Origin of the sequence: Kitasatospora sp. NPDC056783 (assembly GCF_042789895.1) — a bacterium.
Taxonomy (GTDB): Bacteria; Actinomycetota; Actinomycetes; order Streptomycetales; family Streptomycetaceae; genus Kitasatospora.
Genome location: NZ_JBHUAF010000279.1, coordinates 1 through 11385, shown reverse-complemented (window position 1 = coordinate 11385; position 11385 = coordinate 1). Strand labels below are relative to the sequence as shown.

10 protein-coding genes are annotated in these 11385 nt (G+C 69.3%); 6 read left to right on the top strand and 4 right to left on the bottom strand.

All coding sequences use genetic code 11. The features are described 5' to 3' along the window. From ACFRMQ_RS29805 to alaS, 4 genes are all read left to right on the top strand, one after another. Positions 1–550 (top strand): LOG family protein (locus tag ACFRMQ_RS29805; protein ID WP_380733778.1); only part of this gene is annotated, 550 nt, incomplete at its 5' end. Continuing rightward, on the top strand, positions 547–1098 hold the full coding sequence (locus ACFRMQ_RS29800) for an orotate phosphoribosyltransferase (protein ID WP_380733777.1): 552 nt from the start codon (positions 547–549) through the stop codon (positions 1096–1098). The genes ACFRMQ_RS29805 and ACFRMQ_RS29800, both read left to right, overlap by 4 nt. Then, complete coding sequence (locus tag ACFRMQ_RS29795) at positions 1095–1763, top strand: HAD family hydrolase (protein ID WP_380733776.1); 669 nt, start codon at positions 1095–1097, stop codon at positions 1761–1763. Before ACFRMQ_RS29800 ends, ACFRMQ_RS29795 begins: the two co-directional genes overlap by 4 nt. Before the next feature lie 230 nt (positions 1764–1993). Continuing rightward, a complete protein-coding gene (gene alaS / locus ACFRMQ_RS29790; RefSeq protein ID WP_380733774.1) occupies positions 1994–4651 on the top strand; it encodes an alanine--tRNA ligase in 2658 nt (885 codons plus the stop codon). Between the two features lie 59 nt (positions 4652–4710). On the opposite strand, the gene ACFRMQ_RS29785 is transcribed toward alaS, so the two are convergent. Further along, complete coding sequence (locus ACFRMQ_RS29785) at positions 4711–5268, bottom strand: GNAT family N-acetyltransferase (RefSeq protein ID WP_380733773.1); 558 nt, start codon at positions 5266–5268, stop codon at positions 4711–4713. A 518-nt stretch (positions 5269–5786) separates the two neighbouring features. Between ACFRMQ_RS29785 and ACFRMQ_RS29780 the strand changes: the two genes are divergently transcribed. Further along, positions 5787–6404 (top strand): hypothetical protein, encoded by a 618-nt coding sequence (locus ACFRMQ_RS29780; protein WP_380733772.1) that lies wholly within the window; start codon positions 5787–5789, stop codon positions 6402–6404. Positions 6405–6496: 92 nt separating this feature from the next. Here ACFRMQ_RS29780 and ACFRMQ_RS29775 read toward each other — a convergent pair whose 3' ends face one another. The 3 genes from ACFRMQ_RS29775 to ACFRMQ_RS29765 form a co-directional block, all read right to left on the bottom strand. Then, on the bottom strand, positions 6497–7564 hold the full coding sequence (locus tag ACFRMQ_RS29775) for a hypothetical protein (RefSeq protein ID WP_380733771.1): 1068 nt from the start codon (positions 7562–7564) through the stop codon (positions 6497–6499). Positions 7565–7664: 100 nt separating this feature from the next. Continuing rightward, a complete protein-coding gene (locus ACFRMQ_RS29770; protein ID WP_380733770.1) occupies positions 7665–8774 on the bottom strand; it encodes an XRE family transcriptional regulator in 1110 nt (369 codons plus the stop codon). A gap of 443 nt (positions 8775–9217) precedes the next feature. Next, a complete protein-coding gene (locus ACFRMQ_RS29765) occupies positions 9218–10336 on the bottom strand; it encodes a nucleotide disphospho-sugar-binding domain-containing protein (RefSeq protein WP_380733768.1) in 1119 nt (372 codons plus the stop codon). 372 nt (positions 10337–10708) lie between these two features. Between ACFRMQ_RS29765 and ACFRMQ_RS29760 the strand changes: the two genes are divergently transcribed. Further along, positions 10709–11299, top strand: coding sequence for a hypothetical protein (locus tag ACFRMQ_RS29760; protein ID WP_380733767.1), 591 nt, complete (start codon positions 10709–10711; stop codon positions 11297–11299). Positions 11300–11385: the final 86 nt, after the last annotated feature.

Below are 11385 nucleotides of genomic sequence, written 5' to 3'. Positions count from 1 at the left end.
CCTGACCGCCGTCTTCTTCGGCGGCGTCGTCCCCGCCTCCGCCCAGGAGGAGACGCTGGCCGAGGAGATCGGCCGGGCCCTCGCCCAGGCCGGCTACCAGCTCCTGCACGGCGGCTACAACGGGCTCATGGAGGCCGCCGCCCGCGGAGCCGGAGGCCAGGGAGCCACGGTCACCGCCGTCACCCTGACCGGCAAGCACGACGAGTGGGGCGCGTTCAACCCCCACACCACCCTGTCCGTCCACCTGCCCGACCCCGGCGCCCGCCTCAACCACTACCTGGAGAACGCCGACCTGGTCGTCGCCATGGGCGGCGGAGTCGGCACCCTCCACGAGCTGACCGCCGCCCTCTACTACGCGACCACCATCCGGCCCGTGCCGGTCTGTCTCGCGGGCGCGTCGGCCCTGCGCCTGCTCGCCTTCCTGCGCGAGGAGCGGTGGCTGTACGAGACCCCGACCCGGCCGCTCGGCTTTCTCGCCACCGCCGAGTCCGCCGACGCCTTCCGCGCCCACCTCGCCTCGCTCGACACCACCCCGATCGGAGGAGCATGACCACCCGCACCCCGCCGGACGGCCTCGCCGCCCGACTCGCCGAAACCGCGTGCGTCAACGCCTCGTTCAAGCTCGCCGACGGCGGCCGGCTCGACGCGTACTTCGACGAGTACCGGCTCGCCTCCGACCCCGCGCTCCTGCGCGACACCGCCACCGCCATGGCCGACCTCGTCCCCGACGACGCCCAGGTGCTCGCCGGCATCGAACTCGGCGGCGTCCCCCTCGTCGTGGCGCTGTCCGCCGCCACCGGTCTGCCCGCCGTCTTCGTCCGCCGCAGGCCCAAGGGCTACGGCTCGTGCCACCAGGTCGAAGGCCTTCCCATCGACGGCCGCCGCATCGTCCTGGTCGACGACGTGGTCCGCTCCGGCGGCCAACTGCTCCACATGGCACGCATCCTGCGGATGGTGGGCGGACCGGTCACCCACGCGCTCTGTGTCCTGGAGCGACCGCTCGGCGGCCGGACGCTGCTGGCCGACCACCGCGTCACCCTGAACTCGCTGTTCACCGAAGCCGACCTGCCGGCGCCCCGGGCGGGCGGTGCCGCGTGAAGCGGGCCGTGCTCTTCGACCTCGACGGCGTCCTCGTCGACAGCCGGGACGCCCAACTCGCCACCCTGGCAGGCTACGCGACCGCCGAGCTCGGAAGGCGCGTCACCGTCGCCGATCTCCCGGCCGGCGCCGCGACCACCCCGCGCGAGTACGTCCTCTCCGACCTCGGACTGGACGGATCGATCAACGAGGAAGGCTGGGCCGCGGCGAGCGCCACAGCCACCCTGACCGCCGAGGTGTTCCCATACGTCGCCGAGACCCTCGCCGCGCTCCGCGAGGCCGGAGTCGGCACCGGCATCGTCACCCTGCGAAGCCGCGAAAGGGTCAACTGGCTGCTGCCGCAGGACATCCTCGACCAGCTGGACACCGTCGTCTGCTACGAGGACGCCCAGCCCAAACCCGCCCCCGACGGCGTCCTGCTCGCCCTCGACCGGCTCGAAGTCCCTCCGAGGGCGGGCATCTTCGTCGGCGACACCGAGACCGACATCCACGCCGCCCACGCCGCGGGCGTCACCGCCGTCGGCGCCGGCTGGGGCTTCGCCGGCCCCGAAGCCCTCACCCGGGCCGGAGCCCACCTCGTGATGCCCCGCGCCGACCACGCCGCCTTCGTCCTGCCCCTCCTGGTTGGCATCGGCCGTCAGGAGGACAACTCCAAGCGATCTTGACCCCGGAGCCGCTACTGTTGGTGGCGCAGTCGCAGCGGACCGTTGCGTCCGTTGTCGGCTGCGCCACCTCAGAGCGACGGATACCGGAGTCATGGTCTACACCGTGGGGGCGCGAGCTATCTGCGCCGAGCTGGAGAACTGAGAACCACTCAGTCCTCGTTCTCGGCCCGGCTCGGCGTGTGATCACCCCCCCCACCTCTCCGCGACTCTTCCGTGAGGGCCATACCGCCATGCGCTCGACGCAGATCCGCTCCACCTTCCTGGACTTCTTCACCTCACGCGGCCACCGCCACGTCCCGTCCAGCCCGCTCATCCCCTCCGACCCGACCCTGCTGCTGGCCAACGCCGGCATGAACCAGTTCAAGCCCTACTTCCTGGGCGAGGTCACCCCGGAGTACCCCCGCGCCACCACCATCCAGAAGTGCGCCCGCACCTCCGACATCGACAACGTCGGCCGCACCAACCGGCACGCCACGTTCTTCGAGATGATGGGCAACTTCTCCTTCGGCGACTACTTCAAGGCCGACGCCATCGCCTTCGCCTGGGAACTCCTCACCCAGGGCTACAACCTGGAGAAGGACCGCCTCTGGATCACCGTCCACCAGGACGACGACGAGGCCGAACAGCTCTGGCGCAAGATCGGCGTCCCCGCCGAGCGCATCCAGCGCCTCGGCGCGGACAACTTCTGGGACATGGGCGTCCCCGGCCCCTGCGGCCCCTCCTCCGAGGTCAACTACGACCGGGGCCCGGCCTTCGGCCGCGAGGGCGGCCCGGCCGTCGACGGCGAACGGTACGTCGAGATCTGGAACCTCGTCTTCATGCAGTCCATGCGCGGCGAGGACGACGACAACGGCACCTTCCCGATCCTCGGCGACCTCGCCCAGCAGAGCATCGACACCGGCCTCGGCCTCGACCGCCTCGCCGCGATCCTCCAGGACGTCGAGAACGTCTGCAGCACCGACCTCCTCCTGCCCACCCTGACCACTGTCCAGGAACTCGCCGGCCGCGACTACCCCGGCAGCGGCGGTGGCGAGGAGAAGGTCTCCTTCCAGGTCGTCTCCGAGCACGCCCGCTCCATCGCCTACCTCATCGCCGACGGAGTCCTGCCCGCCAAGGACGGCCGCGGCTACGTCCTGCGCCGCCTGATGCGCCGCGCGATCCGGCACGCCCGCATGCTCGGCATCGACCAGCCCGTCCTCGCCCCGGCGACCGCCAGCGTCATCGCCAACCTCGGCGACGTCTGGCCCGAACTCACCAGCCAGGCAAGCCTCATCGAGCAGGTCGTCACCGCCGAGGAGGAGTCCTTCACCCGCACCCTCACCCAGGGCACCCGGTTGCTCAACGCCGCCATCACCCGTAGCCGCGGCAGCCGCTCCACCACCCTCACCGGCGAGACCGCCTTCGAACTGCACGACACCTATGGCTTCCCCGTCGAGCTGACCATCGAGGCCGCCCGCGACGCCGGGCTGACCGTCGACGAGGACCGCTTCACCGCCCTGCTTACCGAACAGCAGAAGCGTGCCAAGGCGGGCGGCAAGGCCAAGACCGCCGAGGCCCTGCGCCGACAGGACGCCTACCGCGAACTGTCCTCCCGCCACGGCCGCACCGACTTCACCGGCTACGACCGCCTCGACACCGAAGCCACCGTCCTCGGCCTCATCTCCGACGGCACCGTCGTGCCTGGCGCCGATCAGGGCAGCACGCTCGAACTCGTCCTGGACCGCAGCCCGTTCTACGCCGAATCCGGCGGCCAGGTCGGCGACACCGGCATCATCCGTACCACCGGCGGCGCGCTCCTGGAGGTCCTGGACACCAGGCTCGGCCTGGAGGGCTTCCACGTCCACACCGTCCGCGTCCGCGAGGGCGAGATCCGCAGCGGCGAGCAGGCCGAAGCCCTCGTCGACGGCCCGCGCCGCGACGCCGTCGCCCGCTCCCACTCCGCCACCCACGTCCTGCACGCCATGCTCCGCCGCACCCTCGGCGACCACGCCCGCCAGCACGGCTCCCTCGTCGACGCCGGGCGCCTGCGCTTCGACTTCGCCCACTTCTCCGCCCTCGACCCCGCCCAGCTCGCCGCCATCCAGGCCCTCGTCAACGACCACCTCCTCGACGACCCCGAAGTCCGCATCTGGCACGCCACCCGCTCCGAAGCCGAGGCTGCCGGAGCCACCGCCCTGTTCGGCGAGAAGTACGGCGACCACGTCCGCATCGTCGACATCGGTGACTTCTCCCGCGAACTCTGCGGCGGCACCCACGTCCCCCACGGCTCCAACGCCGGCCCCGTCCGCATCCTCGGCGAAGCCTCCATCGGCTCCAACCTCCGCCGCATCGAAGCCCTCGCCGGCCGCGACGCCCTCACCTACCACGACACCGAACGCCGTCTCCTCGAAGAACTCTCCACCCTCCTCGGCACCCGCCCCCAGGAAGCCCCCGACACCCTCCGCAAGCGCCTCGACGCCCTCACCACCGCCCAACAGGAACTCGCCCGCCTCCGCGACGCCGAGCTCCACACCCGCGCCCAGCAGCTTGCCGCCTCCGCCCGCGCCGTCCCCCGCGGCCGGATCGTCACCGAGAAGGTCACCGGCCTCGGCCCCGACGAACTCCGCACCCTCGCCGCTGGCACCGCCGACCTCCTGGGCCGCGACCGCGCCGTCGTCGTCCTCGGCACCGAACACGACGGCAAGGCCCTCCTCGCCGCCGCCATCACCCGCAGCCTCCACGCCACCGGCACCCAGGCCAGCCAGATCCTCACCGCCGCCGCCCGCGCAGTAGGCGGAGGCGCCGGCGGCAAGGGCTCCACCGCCAGCGCCGGAGGACGCCGTCCCGAGGTCCTCGACGAGGCACTCACCATCGCTGCCCAGGACGCTGCCCAGGCCCTCAGCCAGTAGCACGGCCGCTGGCGCGTGCGGTCGGGGTCTTCCCGCGGGGAGACGTCGACCGCACGTTCTCACCGTTCTGGGCCTGCCGCGGCAAGGTCTTTCAGAAGGACCACACTCTCGTAGTTGGTCACATCCCACCGCCACGTCCCGATCGGTGCGTACCCCCGCCTGAGATACCAGCCGACCAGCTCAGTGGCCTCGACCGACGTATCGATGACCGCCTCGGTGGACCCGAGCGCAACGATCCGCTCCTCCGCTAAGGTCAGCAGCCGTTGTCCGAGGCCCGTCCCCTGGTACGTGGGATCCACAGCGAGTTGCCAGAACGAGCCCACATCGGCTGGTGCCGGATATCCCGCAGGCACCGCGTACGGTGCCGCCACCGTCACCGACCCGACCAGCTCAGCGCCCTGGAAGGCGAGCCAGCACTCTCCCCTCCCGGCCCGGGTCGCTGTGTCCTGTACGGATTGGTAGGACGCGAAAAAGACCCTGCCGGCCGCTGCATGAGCAGCGTATGCGCGGTGCAGGAGCAGGGTGAGTTCCTCGGCTGAATCGTCATCGGTGAATCGCCGTATCGAGATGTCTCTTCCAGGGCCAGCCGACCGGCCGTGAACGTTGCGCAAGATCACAACGAACAGTCTCGCTCCGATGCAGCCGGAGGGCCTCTGGGACCGCCTATCCGCCGCCCGGTGATGGTCGGCGTGCAGCGACGGGACGCCACTCAGGGCATGGCCGCGAGCCTACCAATTACGCAATGTGACGATCAAGCGTTCGTGACTACGCAGACATGAAAGTAATCGAACAGATGGCCCAGTTGGTCGCCGATGCCGCTAGCATCAGGCTGCCTGGTGGGCCGATCCAGTGTCGATTTGGGTCGTTGTGGCCCAGGTCATGGCTACTGTGAGGCACCCTGGGCAGTCTAGGCAGGAACAGGGAGCGAGCAGACTAGCCTGGCTTCCAGCAGGCGTTTGTCGGCCGTGCCGTGGGCTGTCTCCTGGCCGTTAAAGCTGGTGGGCTGGCTGAGCCGTTCCACGTGTGGACAGAAGGCGGAGCCCTGGTGCCACCAGCAAGGCTGCTGGCCGGAATTGCACGGGTTGTACCGAGCCGCGAAGTGGCTGCGGCTTCAGGACGAGGACGGGATGAGGTCATGACGGTTGCAGCGCGAGAACCCATGGAGATGGTCTCGGCGGCGGCCGCACCGGGCAGACTTCTTCCTGATGGGTCGGATATGGGACTGGTGACGGTCCTCGGCACCCATGCCGTGATCGCCTATCGCAGGGATGCCCAGGAGTACCAGCGCCGTCGCGAGGCTGGCACTGGTGCGCTGGGTCGCAGCGACGTACTTGATCTCCTCATGAGCCTGCCGGTAGACGAGCCTGTCCCCACTGCCGCACTGAACGAGGCCGAGCGGCGCACGCTGAAGGCCGTACCCAAAGGCGCGGTGGACCGGGAAAGCGGAATGGTGACCCGCCGAGCCATCCAGCCTCTTCGAGTCGATCTCGCCGTCGTGTTCGGGCGTGGCTGGGAGTCGGCCATGGAGAAGGCAGAACGGTTCACTCCATTCTGTGCTCGGGCAGTGCTGGTAGAAGGCGCGCTTCGCCGAAGGGAGGAGGCGATGATGCAAGCCGACTTCTACGGCATCGGGCTCTTCGTAGCCGTCGGTGGAGATGTGGACGTGTTGGTACCCCCGCGGCCATTCGTCCGAAAGCGACACAGCACGGCGGCGTGGCGCTTCGTCGAGGACGTCCATCGACAGCTCGGGTAGCAGGCCCTCCCGTATCGGCTCAGAACCCACTACCGGCAGTAGGTGCCTAACCGCCCAGATTCGAACAGTAGCTGGCGGCGGTTGCCGACCACCTACCGCGCTCCACCGGGAAGTGTCGCCCATGCCTTCAGCGGAGCCGGCACCTGGAAGCCGCCTCGCGAAGACACCCCGAGTCGCTGGTTCTCAAGCGCGTACTGCTCTACCGCTGCCGCACACTTATCACGCCACCAAGCCTGGCGGTCGGTACCCGCCGCGTACGTGGCCATCTCGGAGAACCATGCACTCCAGACGAGGACGTTGTGGTCCTCGGATTCCTGACGTGTCTGGCCATCGGGCTTGTCGAAGCGATCCAGTGCCTGCCCGTCGCACTCCTCGCAGTGGCATACCGGAGGCGGGGTGTTGGCGTACTTGTTGGCCAGTCCCACGGCGCCCTTGAAGCACATCAGATTGGGAAGCAACACCTTCGGGTACTGTGCGCCTCCTCCACTCGCCACAAGCGCGCGCTCGCCCGGGGCAACGGAGTGGCGGAGGGAGCTGTCCGAGCCGATTCCGGCGAAAGTCGCCCCGAACGCCATCGCGTCGAGTGCCGCGAGATCGGTGCGCAGAAGCGCAATGTGCTCGACCTCGGACATGAGGCGGCGAAGGTTGCCGGGCATCTCCTTGGAGCCTTCGAGAGGGTCGAACTGTCCTGCCAGGATCAACGCCTTGGGGCGGTTGATCTGTTGGCAGACTGCGATGAGCTGCCTGATGTGGCTGTCTTTCAGCCATGCAGCGTCGACGGGAAGCGAGACAATGACGTCCCCTCGTTCGATCCGCTGTGATGCGCGCCAGACCGCCTTCAGCGCCTTCGCGTTCTCCGGCTCGATGTAGCCGGTCGGGGTTAGCGCGGCACTGGCGCCCCTGGCCTTCTGAAAGCTCAGCGACGTCTCAACGTCAGCGAACATTTCGTCACTTGGCAGCAGGAAAGGCTCATCTGCAGTTGCAGTGTGGCTCTTGTAGGGGGCGGCATCGATGAGGAGCGGACCGCTGTACCCAACTTCCGTTCGGAGTTGGAACGCGCGCTCGTCGGCCTTGTCGCCAGTGACCACGATCCCGCCAAGCTCGTCATCGAGTGACCGACGCATCCGGGGGATGAAGCGCGTGTTCTCGTGGACGAGCACACGGCCCTGCAGGAGCGGTAGCGGAGAGACATCGGAATCCAGAACGTGTGGGGCAGAGGGGCGCGGGCCACGAAACGGAAGCTCAGTCAAAGAGTTCACCTCACGGGTTGGCCGAGGACCACGGGGTTCCCGGCGAAGAGGATGCGCACAAGTAGATCTCGTGGAACTCCTCGTGATCCAGGCCGGCGAGATGGGCGGCTTGGATCGAATCGAGGTGGTGCTCTTGCTCAAGTCGGATGGCGACGCGAGCAAGGTACTGCGGGGTCTCACGGGGCACGAGTCCCGGCTCGTTGGTGCGGTAGCCCAGGGCGGACATCTCCACCATGAGCTTGCGGTACTGCCATTCCTTGATGACGCCCAGAGAGAAGGCCCTCCGAAGCAGAGCAGCCATGGACACCCCCCAGCGCGACTTGAGTTCAAGTAGACGCGGCAGGTCGACGCCCTGCTTCAGCTCCTGCCTGATGGTGTCATAGGGCATGAGCAACTGGGACGCGAAGTAGTCGGCCTCCTGCTCCTGCTCGCGCGGGTCACCAGGCTGAGTATGCATCAGCACGTGGCCTAGCTCGTGGGCGAGACTGAAGCGGAAGCGGTCTCCTGGGGCGGCGGAGTTCAGAAGAAAGAGCGGTGGACCGTCTGCAGGCCACTGACTGACGGCATCGAGCTCCGTCGTCTTCAGGTCCCGAACAACCACTATGGCGCCGGCTTGTTCGAGTAGCCCGGTCAAATCTGCGATCGGTCCTGGAGGTACATCCCACTCTTCACGGAGGGTGTCGGCCGCCTCGTGAGGGGTGTCCAGGTCATTGATCTCGATGTGACGGAACCGGTGCGTCCGGGGGTCCTGCACTGCCGATGTCAGAGCATCAGTCTGGTAGCGGGTGAAGGCCAGAGTGGCATGGACGCGCCGCAGCTCGGCAACTCCCATCGAGGCGCGCTTGCGATGGTGCACAAGGCCAATGCCCACCCCCTGAATGTCAGTGGTCGCACATAGCGTCTCAGGTGTGTATCGCAGAGCCGCCGCGAACAGGTCGAGACGATCCCCCTTGACGGGGAGTCGCCCAGCCTCGGCGCGACTCACGTAGCCCTGGGAGATCTTGTTGGGCTGGTCCAGTTTCGTCATCAGATCGGCAAGGTCAACTTGCGTCAACCCGCGGGACTCCCTGGCCAGCACAAGCATGGCGGGCTGCGCAACCACGTCCTCGTCGATTGCCATGGTGCACCTCCCGATCCTGCAGATCTCCCAACCCTGACTCGCAGTATACACAGAATCATGCCGCAAAATATTCCGAGTCTCATCGCGCGGGGGCGCAGGCGCTCTCTATGGGCAGCGCAGCGTCACGTGGCCACGACCACCGTGAAGGGCGGCTGAGCGTGCCAGATCCGTGCCAGAACGGGTGGTGAACGGCGGACAGTAGCGGTCTGCGTCGGGTGTCCGTCGGGCTGGTTGTGCTGGTATCGGAGCAGGTCAGGGGCGCTTTTCGGCTCGAAGGCCCAAAGATTCCCAAGCTTAGAGCGCGAGTTCGATTCTCGTCGCCCGCTCCACTGCCGAAAGCCGCAGGTCATCTGACCTGCGGCTTTCGCGTTGTCCGGGACCGGTGGCCCGTCGCCGGTGGCCGCGGGCCGGGTGGGCCGGCGGGCACCGGCGGGGTGCGGGGGTCAGTGGCGGGTGGTGAGGTCTTCGAGGGTGGGGACGATGGCGGTCGGGGTGGGCAGGGCGGCGTTCCGGGCCTGGAGGCGGTGGGCGGCGTCGCGGAGCGCGGGGTCGGTGAGGAGCCGGGTGAGCAGCGCGGTGTCGACGGCGTCGGAGGTGGAGCTGAGGGCGGCACCGGTGGCGGTGATGGCCTCGGCGTTGACGAAGTGGTCCGCGCCCTGCGGGAGCAGCAGCTGGGGCAGGCCGGCCTGGAGGGCGGTCTGCATGGTGCCCGAGCCGCCGTGGTGGATCAACGCGTCGGCGCGGCTGAGCAGTTCGTTGAGCGGGACCCAGGGCAGGCCGCTGACGTTGGCGGGCAGGGTGCCGAGCGGGGAGAGGTCGGTGTCGCCGACCGCGAGCAGGAAGTCGGCGTCCGCCTCGGCCGCCGCCTCGACCAGGCGGACCACCGCCCGGACGCCGTCGACCTCGGCGAGCACGGTGCCCAGGGTGACGACCACCCGCGGGCGCTCGGCCCGGCGAAGGTACTCGGCCGGGACGACGCCGCCGCCGTTGTACGGGATGTAGCGCATCGGCAGGCCGTCCGGGTCACCGCCGAGGGGGCCGAGGTTGAGCACCGCGGTGGTGGCCGGGCCGGCCAGGCCGTACTCCTCGTACAGGTCGGGCACGTGCGAGGCCAGCCGCTCGGTCATCGAACGGCCGGCGCTGACACCGAAGTTGTGGACCACCGACGGGATCTTGAGCCGGCCGGCGACCAGGGGCGGAGCGGCGTGGAAGGAGTCGTGGACGATGAGGTCGGCTCCCCAGTCGGTGGCGGCGGCCAGCAGGCCGGCCACGCCGGGGCGGGAGGCGTGGGCGAAGACCTCAGCCGCCATGTCGAAGATCTCTTCCTGGGTCCTGCCCTCGTTGACGTACTCGATCCGGCCGCCGAGGTGCTCCTCGAAGATCTCCCGCAGGCTCCGGCCGTCGCCGATCTCGACGATCGGGAAGCCCGCGGAGCGGAGGTGGTCGAGCGACTGCCCGCTGGCGAACAGCACCTCGTGCCCGGCGGCGCGCAGCGCCTGGGCGGTGGGCACCATGGGGAAGAGGTGGCCGGCCGCGGCGGGGCCGACGAAGAGTATGCGCATGGTGATCTCCTTGCGAATGTCGCTAACAAGGCAGTTTCACCTAGGAAGTTGATGCTCAGTCAATTTGACGTAGATCACTGTGCGCGGTTATCGGCCTTTTTGGAGCAGGGCTTGCGATGCGGGCGGAAGCGTGCACCCGCACGCCCGATCGAGCGCCCCAGGTTCCGTCGGTCGGACGGCGGCGGGAGGAGCGAGCCGCGCAGTGCGGGGCAGCGGTTCGACCGCACCGCGCAAGGCGATTCGAGGGCGGGGGAAGTGTGGGAACGGTGAGGGATGGGGCCGGGAGCGGAACTGTCCGTACCAGTCCGCCGTCCAAGCAGTGACGGAATTGCCTGCCCGGGTTGAACCCCGGGAGGAGTGCGGAGGGGCCCTGTGCAGTCAGGTGGTGCCGAACTGAACGTCGGATGTCCGGGTGGCGGCCCCGGAGGCGCGCCGGCCGGGCCCTTCCGGTGGCCGGGGGCGGGGTTCCGGTCGGGGCCGGAGACGGCGGTCGATCAACTCGACGCCGCCGCCCGCTGCGAGACGCTGCTCCAGGAGACCCTGGACGCCGTCCGTCCGATGCCGGTCTGGCAGGGGGCGCCGGCCCGGGCCGGCGCGCGACTGCCGCTGCCGGGGCGGGAGTCGGAGCTGCTCTGGTACGTCACCCGGGGCCGGGACATCCTCACCGTCGTCTCGCTGCCCCGACGGGTGGTGCTGGTCGGCGTGGTGGAGCGGCACTGGCGGCGGCGTGGCTGGATGATCACCTCGCTGGACGCCGATCGCGGCCGTCCGGGCGTCACCGCGACCACTCCGGACGGCTACCGGCTGGCGCTGCGCTTCGGGGAGTCGGGCGAGGCCGGGCTGACCGCGAGCTCGCCGGGGGTGGCCCGTTCGGAGCGGGGGCCGGTGCTGTCCGGGAGTGCCGACCACTGTGCGCCGCCGCTGCCGTACGTGAGCTGTCCGTACTGGAGCGCGCTGGTCTGACCCGTGCCCCGTGCCCCGTGCCCCGTGTCCTGTGCCCCGTGTCGGTGTCCGTGCCCGCCGACGAGGCGGGGTGGAGGGCGGTGGGT

Excerpts from the sequence above, each read along its gene's own strand:
- ACFRMQ_RS29800 (WP_380733777.1), top strand. The coding sequence starts at position 547 with ATGACCACCCGCACCCCGCCGGACGGCCTCGCCGCCCGACTCGCCGAA.
- alaS (WP_380733774.1), top strand. The coding sequence starts at position 1,994 with ATGCGCTCGACGCAGATCCGCTCCACCTTCCTGGACTTCTTCACCTCA.
- ACFRMQ_RS29780 (WP_380733772.1), top strand. The coding sequence starts at position 5,787 with ATGACGGTTGCAGCGCGAGAACCCATGGAGATGGTCTCGGCGGCGGCC.
- ACFRMQ_RS29770 (WP_380733770.1), bottom strand. The coding sequence starts at position 8,774 with ATGGCAATCGACGAGGACGTGGTTGCGCAGCCCGCCATGCTTGTGCTG.
- ACFRMQ_RS29765 (WP_380733768.1), bottom strand. The coding sequence starts at position 10,336 with ATGCGCATACTCTTCGTCGGCCCCGCCGCGGCCGGCCACCTCTTCCCC.